14 protein-coding genes are annotated in these 18,088 nt (G+C 62.8%); 10 read left to right on the plus strand and 4 right to left on the minus strand.

All coding sequences use genetic code 11. The annotated features are described in order from the left end of the window. Positions 1-118: 118 nt before the first annotated feature. Genes Q7U29_RS20870 through galE form a run of 3 tightly spaced genes read left to right on the plus strand, consistent with a single transcriptional unit; the run spans position 119 to position 4,231 of the window. The gene (locus Q7U29_RS20870) at positions 119-2,422 is read left to right on the plus strand and encodes an exopolysaccharide transport family protein (RefSeq protein ID WP_304744431.1); all 2,304 of its coding nucleotides are present in this window, start codon (positions 119-121) and stop codon (positions 2,420-2,422) included. Further along, positions 2,415-3,221: a WecB/TagA/CpsF family glycosyltransferase gene (locus Q7U29_RS20875; protein ID WP_304744432.1), complete on the plus strand. Its 807-nt coding sequence runs from the start codon at positions 2,415-2,417 to the stop codon at positions 3,219-3,221. The genes Q7U29_RS20870 and Q7U29_RS20875 overlap by 8 nt, the downstream gene beginning before the upstream one ends. A gap of 2 nt (positions 3,222-3,223) precedes the next feature. Next, positions 3,224-4,231 carry a UDP-glucose 4-epimerase GalE gene (gene galE / locus Q7U29_RS20880; protein WP_304744433.1) on the plus strand — a complete coding sequence of 336 codons (1,008 nt, stop codon included), beginning with the start codon at positions 3,224-3,226 and terminating at the stop codon, positions 4,229-4,231. Between the two features lie 10 nt (positions 4,232-4,241). On the opposite strand, the gene Q7U29_RS20885 is transcribed toward galE, so the two are convergent. Next, positions 4,242-5,009: a bifunctional 2-polyprenyl-6-hydroxyphenol methylase/3-demethylubiquinol 3-O-methyltransferase UbiG gene (locus tag Q7U29_RS20885; RefSeq protein WP_304744434.1), complete on the minus strand. Its 768-nt coding sequence runs from the start codon at positions 5,007-5,009 to the stop codon at positions 4,242-4,244. A 252-nt stretch (positions 5,010-5,261) separates the two neighbouring features. Between Q7U29_RS20885 and Q7U29_RS20890 the strand changes: the two genes are divergently transcribed. From Q7U29_RS20890 to Q7U29_RS20905, 4 genes are all read left to right on the plus strand, one after another. Further along, positions 5,262-6,200, plus strand: coding sequence for a glycosyltransferase family 2 protein (locus Q7U29_RS20890; protein ID WP_304744435.1), 939 nt, complete (start codon positions 5,262-5,264; stop codon positions 6,198-6,200). A gap of 63 nt (positions 6,201-6,263) precedes the next feature. Next, positions 6,264-7,880, plus strand: a complete 1,617-nt coding sequence (locus Q7U29_RS20895; RefSeq protein WP_304744436.1) for a hypothetical protein — start codon at positions 6,264-6,266, stop codon at positions 7,878-7,880. Positions 7,881-7,971: 91 nt separating this feature from the next. Next, positions 7,972-8,211: a DUF2171 domain-containing protein gene (locus tag Q7U29_RS20900; protein WP_304744437.1), complete on the plus strand. Its 240-nt coding sequence runs from the start codon at positions 7,972-7,974 to the stop codon at positions 8,209-8,211. Between the two features lie 11 nt (positions 8,212-8,222). After that, a complete protein-coding gene (locus Q7U29_RS20905) occupies positions 8,223-8,585 on the plus strand; it encodes a hypothetical protein (RefSeq protein ID WP_304744438.1) in 363 nt (120 codons plus the stop codon). On the opposite strand, the gene Q7U29_RS20910 is transcribed toward Q7U29_RS20905, so the two are convergent. Beyond that, positions 8,524-12,657, minus strand: a complete 4,134-nt coding sequence (locus Q7U29_RS20910; protein ID WP_304744439.1) for a GAF domain-containing protein — start codon at positions 12,655-12,657, stop codon at positions 8,524-8,526. The two genes, Q7U29_RS20905 and Q7U29_RS20910, sit on opposite strands and share 62 nt — an antisense overlap. Positions 12,658-13,043: 386 nt before the next feature. Between Q7U29_RS20910 and Q7U29_RS20915 the strand changes: the two genes are divergently transcribed. From Q7U29_RS20915 to Q7U29_RS20925, 3 genes are read left to right on the plus strand one after another with little or no spacing between them, the layout of a single operon-like run. After that, positions 13,044-14,096 (plus strand): Ldh family oxidoreductase, encoded by a 1,053-nt coding sequence (locus Q7U29_RS20915; protein ID WP_304744440.1) that lies wholly within the window; start codon positions 13,044-13,046, stop codon positions 14,094-14,096. Positions 14,097-14,142: 46 nt separating this feature from the next. Continuing rightward, positions 14,143-15,510, plus strand: coding sequence for an LLM class flavin-dependent oxidoreductase (locus Q7U29_RS20920; RefSeq protein WP_304744441.1), 1,368 nt, complete (start codon positions 14,143-14,145; stop codon positions 15,508-15,510). 17 nt (positions 15,511-15,527) lie between these two features. Then, complete coding sequence (locus tag Q7U29_RS20925; protein WP_304744442.1) at positions 15,528-16,328, plus strand: fumarylacetoacetate hydrolase family protein; 801 nt, start codon at positions 15,528-15,530, stop codon at positions 16,326-16,328. A gap of 30 nt (positions 16,329-16,358) precedes the next feature. Here Q7U29_RS20925 and Q7U29_RS20930 read toward each other — a convergent pair whose 3' ends face one another. Further along, entirely contained in the window at positions 16,359-17,639 is a 1,281-nt protein-coding gene (locus Q7U29_RS20930) for a type II toxin-antitoxin system HipA family toxin (RefSeq protein ID WP_304744443.1), read from the minus strand. After that, positions 17,629-17,964: a helix-turn-helix transcriptional regulator gene (locus Q7U29_RS20935; RefSeq protein WP_304744444.1), complete on the minus strand. Its 336-nt coding sequence runs from the start codon at positions 17,962-17,964 to the stop codon at positions 17,629-17,631. Before Q7U29_RS20935 ends, Q7U29_RS20930 begins: the two co-directional genes overlap by 11 nt. Between the last annotated feature and the right edge of the window lie 124 nt (positions 17,965-18,088).

Consider the following 18,088-nt stretch of genomic DNA (forward strand, 5'->3'; position numbering starts at 1 on the left):
AGTATGGTTAATTTTTCCTGTTGCGTTTGTTCCGCGCTTGATCCCCGCGCGCGTTGCGTGACGCGAAGAGTAACCCCTCAGCCGATGCGTGCGGCAGATCGAATGAAAGCTGGGGACCATGCTTGTCTATGACCGACCGATAAATCAGGCTGAACCCGCCGGACAGACGCCGCCGCGAACGCTGGCCGGCGTCAACGTGCTGGAGCTCGCCCGCCTGCTGTGGCAGCGCAAGGTTGCGATCGCGAGCGCGGGCCTGATCTGCGCCTGCCTCGCCGTCATGATCGGCAAGAGCCTTACCCCGAAATATTCGGCGACCGCCCAGCTCTACGTCGATCCCAGGGAATTGCAGCTGGTCGACCGCGAACTGACGCCGCGCGCCCAGGACGTCTCCGGCCTCGCCATGGTGGTCGAAAGCCAGGCCCGGCTGATCACCTCGAACAGCGTGCTGCTGCAGGTGATCCAGGACACCGGGCTCGACAAGGACCCGGAGTTCGGCGGCGGCAATGCCAAGGGCGCTCTCGCCTCGCTGCTCGGCCTGTTCGGGATCGATCTCAGATCTGCCGGCGACGCCAAGCTCAGCCAGATGGCGGCGCTGGAAACCCTGATCCGGCACATCAACGTCAAGAAGACCGACCGCACCTTCATCGTCGATATCGACGTCTGGTCATATGACCCCGTCAAGGCAGCGATGCTCGCCAACGCGATCTCCCGCGCCTATCTCGCGGAATCCAAGAAGTCGCAGGCGTCGGCCGCGCGGCGCGCGACCAGCGACCTGTCCGGCCGGCTCAAGGAATTGCAGGAACGGCTGCGCAATGCCGAAAATGCGCTCGCGACCTACAAGGCGCAAAACAATTTCGTCGGCACCCAGGACACGCTGATCTCCGATCAGCAGCTTTCCGCCAGCAACCAGCGGCTCGCCGCGGCGCGGGCGCTGACGCTCGACGCGCAGGCCAAATACGACCAGATCGAAGCCAGCCGCCGCGGCTCCACCGACGCCGGCGCGATTCCCGAGGCGCTGCAGTCTCCGACCATCGCCAATCTGCGCGCGCAATATGCCGAGGCCCGCAAGAAGCAGGCCGAACTGACCAGCGAGTTGGGGCCGCGGCATCCGGCGCTTCGCCAGGTCGAGCAGCAGGTCAATGATCTCAAGCGCAATATCGGCGAGGAAATCGACCGCTTCGCGCAGTCGGCCAGGAACGACCTGACCCGCGCCCGCGATTACGAATCGTCACTGAACAAGGCGTTGGAAACCCAGAAGCGCCAGAGCGTGCAGCTCAGCCAGGCTTCGGTGCGGCTGCGCGAACTCGAGCGCGAGGTAGAAGCCAGCCGCGACGTCTATCAGTCCTTCCTCAAGCGCTCGCGCGAAACCGAGGAGCAGGAAAGCCTCAACACGTCCAGCGCCCGCATCATCGGCGAAGCCACCGTGCCACAGCGGCGCACCTTCCCGCCGGCCATGAGCATGATCGCGATCCTCGGCTTCATGCTCGGTGCGTTCGCTGCTTCGGCCCTGACCATCGCAGCCAACCGGCTGTCGCCCGATACCAGCGAACCGCAACCGGTACGTTCCGAGCCCGGGCCGCCCGCGCCGCCTTCCAAGCCGGTGGCAGCCGAGCCGCCCCGACAGCGGCATGAACCGGCGGCCTTCGCCGCGGTCGAGAAGCCTCTGATCGCGCGCCTGCAGGAATCCGATGTGGTGCGGACGCTCGGAGGCATTCTCGCCATCGGCGGCGTTCCCGACGTGGCGCGGATGGGCTGGCCGACCCTGCGCGCCGGCATGCCCCAGACGACGTTCCTCAACGCCATGCGCGATATTCTCACGACCGCAGTGCGCCGTTCGCCCGCCGCCGCAATGCCGGTGGTCGCCGTGATCGGCGCCGGCGACGGCGACGATCGCAGCATCGCTGCGCTGAACATCGCGCTGACCGCCGCGCGCGACGGCGTCAGCGTGCTGTTGATCGATGCCGACCACGCCACGCACGCCATCTCGAACAAGGTGACCGGCCTCGGCAAGCGTGAACCCAGCCGTCTTGACTGGCTCAGCATCGGCACCAAGGCTTCCCGCGCGATCAAGACCGCGAACGGAATCTCGATCCTGCCCGTCGTCAAGGGCAGCGACGCCAAAGGTTCCGAAGTCAAGGCCGCCGACGCCATCCGCAAGGCGATCGCCCAAGCGCGCGCCACCGGCGGCTACGACCTTGTGATCCTCGACGGACCGGCGATGCCCTGGAGCGCCGCCGACCACAAGTTGCTCGACTCCGCCGACAGCCTCGTCGCCATCCTGCCGGTCAGCCTCGACATCAACGACGCCATGGAAGACATCATCACGGCTCTCGGCGACGCCGAGCGCCAGCTGGTCGGCGTCGTCCTGAGCGAACTTCAACCCACGACCGTCAACCGTCAGCGAGACCAGAAATATGCTTGAACGTCGTGCAAATCCCATCGGGCGGGCCGCTACCGCGAGCGTGCCCCGGATCTCGCTGGGCGGGCTGCGGCTCGCCGTGCTCGATATCGAGCAGACCGCGAATTTCATGATCGAGATGGTGTTCCCGCAACGCCGGATCGACCGTCCGCTGTATCTGACCTCGGCCAATGGCGAGGTGCTGGCGCGCTGTTCGACCGAGCCGATGACCGACCGGCTGTTTCGTGCCGCCGACCTGATCAACGCCGACGGCCAGCCGCTGGTCACGGTGTCGCGTTTCAAATCGTCGACGCCGCTGCCCGAGCGGGTCGCGACCACCGATCTGTTTCACACCGTGGCGCGCAAGGCCGCCGCGGCAGGGCTGACCTTCTATATGTTCGGCGCCGATGAGGCCGAAAACGCCGCCGCCGTCGCCAACGTCCGGAGAATGTACCCGGACCTGAAGATCGTCGGAAATTCCCACGGCTACCTGAAAGGCGACGCGCTGCGGGCCAAGGTCGACGAGATCAACGCCCTGGCGCCGGACTATCTGTGGGTGGCGCTCGGCGTCCCCTATGAACAGGCCTTTGTCGAGGAATTCACTTCGCGCCTGTCCAATGTCGGCGTCATCAAGACCTCCGGCGGATTGTTCAACTTCCTGTCCGGCAGCCGCGCCCGCGCGCCGCAATGGATGCAGAACATGGGCCTCGAATGGGCCTGGCGGATCTGGCTGGAGCCGCGCCGGCTGTTCTGGCGCTATCTCACCACCAATCCGCGTGCGCTCTACCTGCTGTTCAACAAGAGCCGGACGCCGGAGAACTGAAGATGAGCGACGCTCCGGCCGTCCTGGTGACCGGCGGCGCCGGCTACATCGGCTCGCATTGCTGCAGGGCCCTGACGGCGGCCGGCTATCAGCCCGTGGTTTTCGACAATTTCTCCACCGGCCACCGTCGTTTCGTCACCGGACCGCTGGTGACCGGCGATCTCGCCGACAAGACCGCGCTGGCGCGCGCATTCGCGGAGCACGAGATCGTCGCGGTGATGCACTTCGCGGCATCCAGCCTGGTCGGCGAGTCCGTCGTCGATCCGCAGAAATACTACGTCAACAACCTTGCCGGCACGCTGTCGCTGCTGGAAGCGATGCGCGAGGCCGGCTGCCATCGCCTGGTATTCTCCTCGACCGGCGCGGTCTACGGCAACGCCGACAGCAAGGCCCTGCCCGAGAGTTACGCCTGCGCGCCGATCAATCCCTACGGGGCCTCGAAATGGATGATCGAGCGCGTGCTGTCGGACTATCGCGATGCCTATGGATTTGGTTCGTTCGCGTTGCGCTATTTCAACGCCAGCGGCGCCGACGCAACAGGCGATATCGGCGAGTTGCGCGACAATGAAACCCATCTCATTCCGCGCGCCATGATGGCGCTGCAGGGCCACGTGCCCGATTTCGCCGTGTTCGGCGACGATTACGACACCCCCGACGGCACCGCGATCCGCGACTATATCCACGTCACCGATCTGGCCGCCGCCCATGTGCTGGCGCTGCAGCTGCTGCTGCAGGGGCATCGCGGCGGCGCCTTCAATCTCGGCACCGGCACCGGCTTTTCAGTGCGTGAGATCCTCCGCGCCATCGAGGCCGAAACTGGTCGCGCCGTGCCCCACCTGGTAAAACCGCGACGGGCAGGCGATCCGACCTATCTGGTCGCCGACCCCACCGCGGCGCGCGAAACCCTGAAATTCCGTACCGCGCATTCGGATCTGGCCACCATCATCCGGACCGCATGGGCGTGGCACCGCAAGGCCCATCCGCTGAAGACGGTTCAATCCCGCGCGTGAGCTTTACAGGCTAGCTAAGCTTGCGGGATTCCGGCCGGCACACGCACAGCAGCGACGTCCCGTAGATACCTTTCGGCAACAGGCGGCTTTCCAGCCAGAACGCCCAGCCGAGAAACCGGTGCAGCCATGGCGTAGCCGGCGCCACGAACGTCGTCCTGCGTTTCAACCCCAGCTGCTTCAGGATCCACGCCGGAACGTAGAGCGCATGAAAGAAGTAACTCCACGATTCGATCGACAGGTGGGACGACCGCGCCAGCTCGCGAAACTTTTGAATATCATAGCGAAGGAAGTGGCGAAAATGTTCATCATAGTTCGACCAGATTTCCTGCCGCGCCGGCACCGCAATGATCAGCACGGCAAGCGCCGGTAGCGCCTGAAATACCGACGCAATGAATTCCGCCGGACGCTCGATATGCTCCAACACGTCGAGCAGGAGAACCGCGGTCACCCGCCGCCGCAGATCCGGGTCCAGATCCGCGAAGTCCGTGCCCGCAAAAAAGAAGGCACGCACATCCTCGTGGACGCGGGGTCGGCCGAGATCGCAGCCATAGGCGTCGAACCCGGCGGCTCGCAGGACACGGACGTAATGGCCGCGTCCCGCGCCAATTTCCAGAACCGTGTCCCCCGTCTTGCAAGCGGTCCGGACACGATCCATCAACACGCTGCTGCGGGCACGATGCCAATAGTGCAGCTCATATCCCGGCGGATAGGTTTCGTCGTACTCCTCGGTGGTGAATTCCGTCCCCGCAGCAACAGCCGGGTCCTTCAAAACAGTCATGCTCTGTCCACTATCCTGGCGGCTATTCCAAGCTTCTATCACATGCCAGGACATCGCGGACAGGTCCACGTGACATCAGATTGCAAACGCCATTGTGTTTCGGAAACGCAACTGCCAGGATTTGGTCGACATGCAGTTGAATTTTGATTTTGCCGAAGTTGGGTGCGGGTGTTACAAGATCCACCCGAGATTTCACACCAGCCGGTATTCAGACCCGCCATGCGAGACGGTACGCCGCAGCAGCAAACAGACATGTTGGGGCTGTCCATCGTCGTTCCCTGCTTCAATGAGGAACCCGGCCTGGCCGAACTGGTTCGACGCTGCTGCGAAAGCGCGTCATCGGCGGTCGGCGACAGCTTTGAATTGATCCTGGTCGACGACGGTTCGAGCGACCGCACCTGGGACGTGATTACATCCCAGATTGCCGGCCATCGCAATATCGTCGCCATCAAGCTCTCCCGAAATTACGGGCATCAGATCGCGTTGACGGCAGGGCTGTCTGCTGTTCGAGGCAAAGTCGTTTTTGTCATCGATGCCGATTTGCAGGATCCGCCGGAACTGCTGAACGATATGCTCGGGAAGATGAAGGAAAGCGGGGCCGACGTCGTCTACGGGCAACGACGGACGCGCGCCGGGGAAACCTGGTTCAAGACATTCGCAGCCAAACTGTTCTACCGAATTCTCGAGCGATCGACGGACGTGTCGATTCCGGTCGATGCCGGGGATTTCAGGCTGATGTCGAGACGGATCGCCGATATCATCGCGCAGATGCCCGAGCGCGACCGCTTCATCCGGGGAATGGTCGCCTCGGTCGGTTTCAAGCAGGTCGCGTTTCCCTACGACCGGCAGCGACGCTTTGCCGGATCGACCAAATATCCGCTGGCCAAGATGATTCACTTCGCGACCGACGCGTTTCTCGGCTACTCCATGGTGCTGCTTCGGCTGTCTTCCATTGCCGCCCTCGTCCTGTTGCTGGCGCTGATCGGCGTCGCGGTGTATTCGATCTATGCGTGGCTCTATCTGGAAGTGGTGCCGGGATGGACCAGCATCATGATTTCGGTAATCGTGGTCTCTTTCTTCCAGTTGGTAACGCTCAGCGTGATCGGTGAGTATGTCGGGCGCATCTATCTGAGCACCAAGAACCGACCGCTGTTCATCATCGACTCCGTCGAACGCAGTTCCGGGCAATGAAAGCGTGCCGCGCCGGGAACAGTCGATCGGCGCTGCCCGGCTGGAGCCGAAAAGGCGCAGCCCGTGGTTGACCTCGCGGGAAGATTTCACGAGTCCGGCCGCCATGGTCTGCCGACGAACAAATGGGCGGTGTTTGGCATTATCCTCGGCCTGTCCTTCCTGATTGCGTTTGCGCTGACGGGAAACCAGATCTTCTACGCGAACTGGGGATTGGTGGACGACTGGGAGCCATTCGAATGGCTCCGGGCGGGGAAGGATCTCCCGTTCAGTGAAATCTGGAACACCCTTCTCACCAAGACCGAAGTGGGAGTGCCCGGGGGACGGTATCGTCCCGCCTATTATTTCCTCAAGGCGCTCGAGATGGCGACCTGGGGCACCAACGTCCACCTCTGGTATTTTTTCCGCACCCTCGAATTCACGGTATTCATTGCATCGATCTGGTGGATCACCAGCCGGTTTGTCGGAGTCTGGCCCGCCGCAATCCTGCTGGTTCCGATGCTGTCCATGCCGTTCTGGGCCGACGTATGGGCCAGACTCGGCCCATCGGAAGCCTATGGCAGCGGTGCGCTCGGAATTCTGCTGCTGGGAGCCTATGGCGTCTTCGCGGGCCAGAGCGCGCGGGTTCGGGGCATCGGCGCCATTGCCATCACCGTCGCGACGGTCATTCTGGTGGGCGTCAAGGAAACCTTTGCGCCGTTTGCGGGATTGAGCGTCGCGCTGCTGGCGATCGCCTGCGCGTGGTGGCGGCTGTCGCTGCCGCTCGCCGGCTTGCTGGTCGCAATCGTCTGCGGCGTTACCGGGGCTATCATGTTCATGGTGCAACAGAAGGTCTCCGGCGGCGTTGACTATTATGCCAAGCCGATCGAGCTTTCGTCACTGATCACGATCGCAAGATCGAGCCTGTTGCACGCGATATCGTATTGGGGACCGGTGTATCTGGCGGCGGGATTGGCGCTCGCCTTGCTCGAACGTTCCAGGGGGCAAACCCTTCGGCGCTGGACGACGGCGTCTTTGGTGGCGGCCGCCGTGTTTGTCTTCCTTGTCGCCATGTATGTCTCCCAATGCGTCGCCTATCGCAGCGAACTTCCCCTCAACATGCGATATGATTTTCCGGGTGCGTTGTTTGTGCCGGTCAACTACTGCCTGCTGTCGTGCTACGTCGCCTACATGACGCGGCCGCATTTTCCGCCCTGGTCCACCTGGGCTGTGGTCGGCGCCGTGATCCTGTCGGGTTATCTCCTGATACCGAAGGCGGCCGGCCAGTTTCGGCCATGGAGCCTGCCGAGAGCGACGTTTCGCAATATTCAGAGAACCGACACGTTCTTTCGCGAGTTGCAGTCCGTCGTCACGGCGGCCAGGAACTCGCCGGGGCGACCGGTGATCCTCGAAAGCTACGAACCCTGGTCCTGGGCCTATGAGCCGGTCTTTGCGTTTTCGATCTATCTGGAAGCACTGGGGGCCAGAAATCCGGTTTCCATACGCATGCATTCCGTCGATCGCCCGGCAGGAGCACTGGATGAAGGGCTGAAAAAAGGCATCAAGGCACTTCAGGACCACGGCAACAAAAGGTTCGTCCCTCTCGCCACCAGCATTGCGGAGATGAAAGACGGCTGCATCAGCGTCGGCATCAACGGCCCGCCGGTTCCGGAATGCACCGGCTTCGCCGTCAAGACCGACTAGTCAGCGCAGGCAGCGGACGCCCGGGACCAGCCGAAGCAACTTTTCGCAAGGTGGCGCGTTTCGACTCTTCATTCATGGCAGGAGACGGGGCATGGCCGACACTTCGCAGATCAGAGAGCACATGGACGTCATTTCGTCGGACAGGAAGACGGTCGGCAAGGTCGACCATCTCGAAGGCTCCGACAAGATCAAGCTGACCAGGCAGAGCTCGCCTGATGGACAGCACCATCATTTCATTCCGGTCTCGTGGGTCGATCATATCGACCAGCACGTTCATCTGAACAAGTCCGGCGCCGACGTGACCGCGCATTGGCAACACGGGCAACAGTGATCGGAGGAACCGTGCATCGCGCCGCCAACCTGTCATTCGAACGCATCGTGGATGAATTCGTGCGGTGGCGCGAGGTCCCCGAACACGAGCGGTCGCCGGCGCCGGCGTGGTGGTGGGGGCCGGCCTTCGAGGTGCTGGGCTGGCAGGCCCCGCTGCCCGTCGAATGGTGCGCCAAGCTGGAATTGGCTGAGGGTGCCACTTACGCCGAGGGCGCGGGAGTTTTTCTCAAATCCCTCGCCGGCCAGAGCTCGCTGCCGTGGCCCGGCAATTTTCCGCGCAGGCCCGCAGATTCCAATCGCAGCGAGAGCCCTGTCAGCGCGACAACCGCGCCGAGTTCCTTCCCGGCTTCGACCGCCGACCGGGTCTCGCCGTAAGGTCGCCGGCCGCGGGCTGCAGCGGCGGCGAGACCAGCATTGGGGCGGACCGCAGCAGGCTGGCCAGCTGCGCCGGCGGCAGCGGTTTACTGAACAGATAGCCCTGCATTTCATCGCAGGCGTGACTGCGCAGGAACGCCTGCTGTTCGACCGTCTCCACGCCCTCGGCAATGACGGTCATCCCCAGCGCCTTGCCCATGCTGATGATCGCCTGGGCGATGGCCTGATCCTCCGAATCGTTCGGCAGATCGCGAACAAAGGAGCGATCTATCTTGATGGTGTCGATCGGAAACTGCTTCATCAGCGACATTGACGAATAGCCGGTCCCGAAATCGTCGATCGCCAGCCGAATGCCGCGGCTCTGGATCGCGTCCAGCACCTTGACTGCTCGCGCCACGTTCCGCATCACCATGCTTTCGGTGACCTCGAGTTGCAGCAGCACCGGAGACATGCCGCTTGACGCCAGCGCCTCGTCGATATCCTGCAACAGATGCTCGTCAACGAATTGCCGCGGCGAGAGATTGACCGCCATCGAAACCGGCCGCAATCCGCGGCGCTGCCAGGCCATGTTCTGCGCGCAGGCTTCCCTCAGCACCCAGCGGCCGATCGGAACGATCAGCCCGGTTTCCTCGGCCAGCGGAATGAATTGCAGCGGTGACAGCACGCCGAGTTCCGGATGGGTCCAGCGCAGCAGCGCCTCGACCCCGGTGATCTGGCCGGTCCCCATGTCCACCTTCGGCTGGTAATGCAGCGCGAACTGATCGCGTTCGAGAGCGCGGCGCAACGCGGTTTCCAGCGTCAGGCGCTCGATCGACTGGGTCTTGATCTCGCTGGTGAAGAAGCGGAAGCCGTTCTTGCCGTCGTCCTTGGCGAGGTACATCGCCATGTCGGCATTCTTGGTCAGCGTCTGCACGTCGCCGCCGTCCGAAGGGTAAATGGCGATGCCGATACTGGCCGTGGCGTGGCACTCGTGACCGCTCAATTGCAGGGGCTGGCTGAGCACGGTGAGCAGGTCGCCGGCGATGCGCTCGACGTCAGCGCGTTCAGCCGTTTCCTCCAGGATGACGACAAATTCATCGCCACCGAGCCGCGCCACGACGTCGCTCGAACGCAAGGCGCCACGCAGCCGGTTGGCGATTTCCACCAGCAGCATATCGCCGGCGTCGTGGCCCAGCGAATCGTTAATCAGCTTGAACCTGTCGAGATCGATGAACAACACGGCAAATCGGCGATCGTAACGGCACGCGGCCTCGATCGCGTGACGAAGCAGCTCGTTGAACATCTCCCGATTGGGCAGCCTGGTCAGGCTGTCGTGCGATGCGAGATATTCGATCCGTTCGTCTGCCCTGGTTTTCTCGTCGGCCCGGTCGAAGTTATCGATGGCGAAGGAAATATTCTCGGCCAGCCTCGCGAGCAGTTCCACCAGATCATCGGTGAACACATCTTCCTCGCCGGCGAGAAACAGCAACACGCCAGCGGCGACGCCGTCCTTCTTCAGCAGGGGAAAACCGGCGCCCGACCGCGTTCCGCCCCCCTTCGCGAGGGCATGCCAATGCGCGGTCCGCTCATTGGTCAGAAAATCATTCATGATGCAGGGCGCTTTCGTCCGGAACGCCGTTCCGGTCAGTCCGCGACCTTCCGGATGCCCGGCAGAGGTGGCGAAGCGAGTGCTCCTGACACGTTCATGGTTCTGTCCCTTCGAGGCGGCAATCCGCAGGAATTCATCGCCCGGCTCCGCCAGCACGATCGTCGTCGAGGTGAATTTGCCCCCGAGCACAGCGGCCGCGCAGACCAGCTCGAACATTTCTTCGCGGGTCTTGGCCCGCATGATCGCTTCGTTGGTCTCGCTGAGCGCGGCGAACATCCGCGTCAGCCGTTCCTTTTGTTCCTCCGCCCTCGCCTTTTCTTCCGCCCGATCGAAATTGTCGAGCGCAAACGAAACGTTTTCGGCGAGTCTCGCCAGCAATTCCACCAGATCTGCCGTGAATGCGTCCCGGTCCCGGGAAATGAACAGCAATACGCCGACCGCCCGGCCCCCCTCCTGCAGCAAGGGAAAGCTCGCCCCGGACTGTGTCCCATCTTCCCTGGCCTGTTGATGGAAGTGCGCCGTCCGCTCATCGGCGAGAAAATCGTTGATGATGCAAGGTCGCCGGGTACGGAATGACGTTCCGGTCAACCCTCGACCTTCGGGTCGATCTGCCGATACCGCGAGACTCTTGGCTTGCATACGCTCGTAGTCCACACCTTTGGTGGCGGCAACTCTCAGGAATTCGTCGCCGGGATCCGCAAGAGCAATGGTTGCGGAGGTGAACATTCCACCGAGAACCGCGGCGTTGCACACCAGATCGAACAGCTCCGCCCGCGTCTTGACCCGCATGATCGCTTCGTTGGTGGCGCTGAGCGCCTCGAACATCCCGGTCAGGCGCTCTTTCTGCTTCTGCGCTTTCGCCGTCTCGTCGGCATGATCGAAGTTGACCAGCGCGAAAGCGACGTTCTCCGCCAGCCGCTGCAGCAGGTCGACGAACTCCGGCGTGAACGTCTCGAGCTCCAGGGAATTGAACATCAGCACGCCGGTGACGCGGTCGCCATCGAGCAGCGGCAGCGCCGCCGACGATCGCATGCCGCTGCGGCGCGCCTTGTCGTGCCACAATGCCGTTCGTTCATCGGCCTGAAAGTCGTTGCTGATGCAGGGTTGCCGGGTCCGGATGGCGGACCCGACCAGGCCGCGGCCCTGCGGCAGGTTGTCCGTGACCGCGATTTGCAGGTCCTTCATCTCGTGGGCATTCGGTCCCCTGGCGGCGACGATGCGAAGGAATTCGGAGCCGGGTTCGGCAAGCGCAATGGCGGTGGAACTGAATTTTGCGCCACGCACCGACGCCTCGCAGACCAGATCGAACAGTTCGCCGCGCGATTTCGCCCGCATAATCGCTTCGTTGGTCGCGCTCAGCGCCGCGAGCATCCGCGCCAGGCGCCCCCTTTGGGCCTCGGTCCTGGCCTTCTCGGATGCGCGATCGAGATTATCGATGGCGACCGAAACGTTCTCCGCAATGCGCGCCATCAGCGCGATGATTTCCTCGTCCTCGGCCCAGGTTTTGCTGATGAAGAACAGCAATACACCGACGCTCCTGCCGGCCTTGACGATCGGCAGCGCAACCCCCGCCATGACGCCGACTTCGCGTCCCAATTCGTGCCACGGCTGCGCCTGCGCCGAGTTGAGGATGTCGGGGTTGATGCAAGCCTTCTGCGTTCGAAACGCGTTACCGCAAATGCCTTTGCCGTAAACATTATCCGGATCGATCGAAAAGCGCGTTCGCGTGATCTGGTCGACGACCTCGCCGGTCCCCGCGACTGGCTTCAGCCAGATCGAATCCGGCTCCGCCAGCAGCACTGCCGCGGCGGTAGACTTTCCGCCATAAACCGCGGCATCGCAGACCAGCCGATAGAGTTCCTGCTCGTCCCTGGCGCGAAGAATGGCCTCGTTGGTCGCGCTGATGGCGCCGAACATCCGGTTGAGCCGTCGCATGGCGCGCTCGCTGTCCTTGCGCGCGGCCTCATGATCGAAATTGTCCAGCGCATAGGAGATGTTCGCGGACATCCGATCGAGCAGCGAGATGATCGGCTCGTTGAGCGATCCCACTTCGCGCAAGGTAACGAGCAGCACGCCGACGCTGCGGCCGCTGCGGTTCAGCGGCAGCGCCGCCACCGCTCCAATATGCGCCTCGGTCGCCCCTGCACGCCACGCCAGCGAACGCGCGTCGTTCAGGTAGTCATTGCAAATGCTGATCTTCCGCTCGCGGAAGGCCTGTCCGCAGACCCCGAGGCCCTCGGGGATATCGGCAGCGATCGAAATATCGATCGCGCACAGCCGCTTGACGTCGTCGCCAAAGCCTGCGGCGAACCGCAGCATATTGGTCCCCGGCTCCAGCAAGAAAACTGCCGTCGCGAGGAAGTCCCCGCTGGAAAAGGCGGCTTCGCAGACCTGGCGGTAGAGTTCCTCGGGTGATTTTGCATATAGAATTGCTTCGTTGGTTGCACTCAACGCCGCAAAGGTACGCGCGATACTCGTCTCCAAGATCCACTCCCCGGGAGCTACATTCGGCCCACCTTGGGAGTTATGCGGCGCGAGCGCTAAGTGGCCGTTATGAAACGCGATAAGTTCCGATTCAGGGTAAACGCCGAACCAACAATAAGGGGAAAACTCGGAAGAACTACTGTTCCGCAGGGGCGTGAGCCGGCCTGCGGGAGCACACAGACCGTCGAGCAGCGCCATAGCATTTGCGCTGCACTGCACCCAACAATCCTGGGACCTAAATCCTGGCACCCAATTTTCGCTGCCCGGAATTGGTCTTCGCAAGAATGTGGTCCGGGCCATTGCCATCACGCGATCGCTTTGAAACCATGCGGCTTGCGACAACAAGCAAGATCCGCCTTCCGCGCGGGCTCCAAAGAGGCCCCCCAATGCCGATCGTCCAGGCCGACCGTCTCACGCGCATCGGTGCCGCGTTGCTCAAGGCCGCCGGCGCGTCGGACGAAGAAGCGGACGCGGTGGCGGTCGGCTGCGTCAATGCCAACCTCGCCGGCCACGATTCGCATGGGATCATCGCGATCCCGACTTATATCGACCGCATCAAGGCCGGGCATATCGTGCCTGGCGCGGAGTGGACCATCGTGCAGGAATCGCCGACCACGACCGTGATCGACGGCCATTGGGGGTTCGGATTTCACGTCAACGCCAAGGCGATGGCCCTGACCATCGAAAAGGCGAAAACCGCCAACGTCGCCGCCTGCACCGTGTTCCGCCAGAGCCATGTCGGCCGGCTCGCGGCCTATCCCATGATGGCGATGCGCGAAGGCATGATCGGCATCGCCACCGCCGATTCCGGCAGGTCGCCGAAAATCGTGGCGCCGTTCGGCGGCCGTGAGGCGCGGCTCGGCACCAATCCCATCTCGATCGCGGTACCCTCGGATCTCGAGGCGCCATTCTATCTGGATATGGCGACCTCGGCGGTCGCGGCCGGAAAGATTGCGCTGGCGGTTTCCCGCGGCGAGGAAATCCCGACCGGCTGGATCGTCGACAGCGAGGGCCGCCATACCACCGATCCCACACAATATCGCAAGGGCGGCGCTTTGCTGCCGCTCGGCGGCAGCGAGGGCTACAAGGGCTCCGGCCTCGCGGCGATGATCGAGGTGCTGTGCGGCCTGCTCACCGGCCTCGGCTTCGGGGTCGAGCCCACCGGGCGGCATAATGACGGATGCTTCATGGCGGTGTTCAACGTCGCGGCGTTCCGTCCCCTGAAGGACTTCAAGAAGGAGGTCGGCGAGTTCGCGCGCTATCTCAAGGCGACGCCGCCGTCCGAAGGCTCCACCGGCGTATTCTATCCCGGCGAGGTCGAGTATATCCGGGAGCAGCAGCGCAAGGCCGCCGGCATCGAAATCGAGGACGCAACCTGGGAAAAATTGCGCGCGCTGGCGGGCGACTACAGACTGGCCGCCGAGCTCGATCTGGCATGATTTTCAATTTGGCCGGCACTTGTAGATCAAGCCCTTGGAGAGCAGCATGACACGGCAGATGGTAATGGTCGGATTCCTGCAGGCGCAGAACTGCACCAACCTGCCGAGCTCGTGGCGCCACCCGGAATCGCGCGACGATTCGATGTCGGCGGATTATTACCAGGAGATTGGCCGGATCCTGGAATCCGGCAGATTTCATATGGCGTTTTTCGACGACCGGCTGGCGATGCCGGACCGCTACGGCAACGATCACGCCCACACCGTCGAATACGGCATCCGCTGCGTGAAGATGGATCCGCTGGTCGTGCTGACCTGCATGGGCATGGCCACCGAAAGGCTCGGGCTCGGCGCGACCGCTTCGACCACCTATTTCGAGCCGTTCGACGTCGCGCGGCGTTTTGCGACCCTCGACCTGATGTCGGGCGGGCGGGCGGCCTGGAACGTCGTCACCTCGCTGAACGACGGCGAGGCGCAGAACATGGGCAAGGACGCCCATCTCGAACACGATTACCGCTACGACCGGGCGGACGAATTCATGGAAGTGGTGCTCGGTCACTGGGACGCCTGGGAAGACGGCTCGCTCATCATGGACAAGAAGAGCGGCCGCTTTGCCGACCCGGCCAAGGTGAAACGGCTCGACCACAAGGGAGAATTCTTCAAGTCGCGCGGGCCCTTCACCGTGCCGCGCTCGGCCCAAGGCCATCCGGTCGTCATTCAGGCCGGCGCCTCCGGACGCGGCCAGCGCTTTGCCGGACGATGGGGCGAGGTGATCTTTACCGCCGCGCGCAACGTCACCGCGGCCAGGGAAGGTTACGCCGCCGTCAAGAACGAGGCCGCCAAGGCGGGGCGCGATCCCGACCAGATGTTTCTCTGTAATCTCACCACGCCCGTCTGCGGCGCCACCAAAGCGGAGGCCGAGGACAAGATGGCCTTGATCAACAAGCTGCCGCTGGAGATCGACGCGCTGTCGCTGCTGGCGGAGGCGCTGAACCACGACTTTGCTTCCAAGCCGCTCGACGAGCCCCTGACTACGCAAGAACTGCAGGGCATGCAGGGTATCCTCGGCATCCGCGACGGCGTGCTGAAGACGTCGGGCAAGAGCAATCCGAGCGCGCGCGACTTCGTCACCTTTTCCGGGCGCGGCCAGGTCCACGATGCCATCGTCGGCGGGCCGAAGGAGGTCGCCGACAGGCTGGAAGAAATGTTCGTCGAGCGAGGCTGCGACGGGTTTGTCATTGCGGCAACCATCGTGCCGGGCTCCTACGCCGACGTCGTCAAACACGTCGTGCCGGAACTGCAACGCCGCGGCCTGTTCCACAAGGATTATGCCGGCAAGACGTTGCGCGAAAATCTCGGCTTGAAGCGCCCGGCCGCCGGCGCATGGAAGACCCAGCCGCGCGTCGCGGCAGAGTAAACAAGAGGAATCAAGCGATGCGCTGGCTGAAATTCACCGCCGCAGGGAAAACCTCCTGGGGCGTGGTCGAGGGCGACAAGGTCTTGACGGTTGCCGGCGATCCCTTTGGCGAGTGGCAGAAGACGACGCAATCGCACGCGCTGAAGGACGTCAAGATCGAACTGCCGCTGATGCCGCGCACCTTCTATTGTGTCGGCCTCAATTACCTCAAGCATCTCAAGGAAGCCGCCGACAAGGCCGGCACGGTTCCGAACGTCCCTGACAGGCCCGAGATCGGCTATCGCGCCCAGAACGCGCTGATCGCGCATGACGAAGACGTGGTAATCCCGGCGACCGCCACCGAGAAAATTCACTATGAGGGCGAACTGGTCGTGGTGATCGGCAAGAAGGCAAAGCATCTCTCCGAAACGGACGCGATGTCCTGCGTGTTCGGCTATACCATCGGCAACGACGTCAGCGAGCGCAGCTGGCAGAAGGCCGATCGCGGGCTGTGGCGGTCGAAGAATGCGGACACCTTCAAGCCGATGGGGCCGTGGATCGAAACCGATGTCGACCTCGACAGGATGGAAACCATCATCAAGGTCAACGGCAGGGAAACCGGCCGCTTCCGCACCAACGACATGATCTTTGGCATCGTGCCGTTCATCGTCGAGCTGACTAGGTATTTTACGCTGTGGCCGGGCGATGTGATCTGGATGGGCACCGACGGCGCCTCGCCCGACCTGAAAGCCGGCGACGTCGTCGAGATCGAACTCACCGGCATCGGCACGCTGCGCAACAAATTCGTCGCGGAAGCGCGGGAAGGCCTTTTGGCGTAAGCCACAGCCCGCTTATGCTCGAACGGCTTGTCAGCCGAGCAGCGACGAAATAGCTGGTGGCGCGCCTTCGAATGCAAATGGGTTAAGAAACTGACGCCGCCAGAACAACCGTCGATCAATCACGCTTAATGAAGCCTCGTCACAGACTTTCTCCCACAGATCGCGGATGACGCCGACCTGATGCACCACGATGGCGACCGCCGCATCGGGTGACAACAAAAACGCGGGCGCGGCATCAAGACAAACGGAAATCTTGCTGAAGCGATTGTCGCCGACCACGAGCATGGCCTGCGTCGCCTCGTTACCGGCCCGCTGCTGTGGACAGACATCATAGGCGGGCGTCAGGCGCAGGCTGCGCCCGTCCCAAAACGCAGCATGATTGCGTGCGTGATCGTCGGTGTTGCCGCACAGTACGTTGAATACGAGCCGCGCGAACAACTCATGCAGCGTTTTCGTGGGCTCATCGAAGCGATGACGCACGATCGCAGCGAGATCTTCGTAACTGGCGTAGCGGGCCATCAACTCGTCCAGGCCGAACAGCGTGAGCGCCGAAACCATGGGAATACGGCGCCAACCGGCTTCCGTCCTGTCCCGGTCGAAGCGCTCGATCAGCAACACATCCTTGTCGAGCGCGCGCACCAACCGGACAGCGGCAGCCGCAATTCCCACCAATGCCGCCAGCCGCATCGCGATGAATTCCGCCTTGACCACGCTGTAGACATCGTTGCGTGACGAGAATTTCGCGATGTATTTCCGATCGTCCGCGGTGATCAAAGCCTTGGGTCGGGCGCCGCCAATCGAGCTTCCGTGAAGCAGCGCCTGATCGAGGTCCGGATCGAGCGGCGCGCCCTGCTCGACCTTGTAAACTGCTTGCAGAAGGTCTTCGAGCGATGCCGCCGTCGGGAGGCGCGGCAGATAAATGGAGGGCGAAAGCTGGAAGTCGAGCGCGCCGCTGCGGTCAGAGCCGGATTCCAGCAGATAGGTCAACTCGTCGAGTTCGGCGGTGTCGACCTGCCGGCCTCCGCGACCGAGCTTGCGATTGATGATGACGCGCCGTCCCCAGGCGTCGGGTGCCGCATCACGGATGCAGTTCGGCATCGACAGGCCCGCCAGTAGCGGCAAAGCACCCGCCTTGAGCGGCAGCTCCGGTTCGTAAATCGGGATGGCATTCGAGCGGGCGAGATAACTGCGCCCATAGTTGAAGACGAGTAGACCATCGGCCCTGGTCAGGACGCCCGCGACCACCGGCACGAGTTCTCTCGGCAGCCATATCCAGACATAGGCGTCCTGATAGCGCGATTCAGAAGTCATCGTTGACCGGCTTGGTCGATGTGCGAATGGCCTGCGGCAGCAGCGCCAGCGTTGCCGTGTTGGCGGCGATGCCCGTCGCAAGGGTAGATTGACCGGCATCGAACAAGCGCACGCCAACGATGGCGGCGACTTCGAACACGGCGCCGATCGCGCAACCCGGATCGCCATTCTCGATGCGATGTACAAGTCCGCGCGACACGTGGGCTCGCTCGGCGAGTTGTTCGTGGGTCAACTTGCGATCGATTCGCGCCAGCCGGATCAGTTGTCCCAACAACACCGCGGCATCGCGACTGTATCGGGAATATGGACGCGTTCGTTTGGCCATCTTAGGCTCTTTGATCTATAAATCGAGCATATCAGGTCTTCGCGCTCTGTTTATGAACCAAAAATCGAGAAAGTCAAGCGACGCGCTATAAACAGAACACAACGAGCCTTTGTGTACTATTAAT

The organism is Bradyrhizobium sp., from assembly GCF_030654605.1.
GTDB lineage: Bacteria > Pseudomonadota > Alphaproteobacteria > Rhizobiales > Xanthobacteraceae > Bradyrhizobium.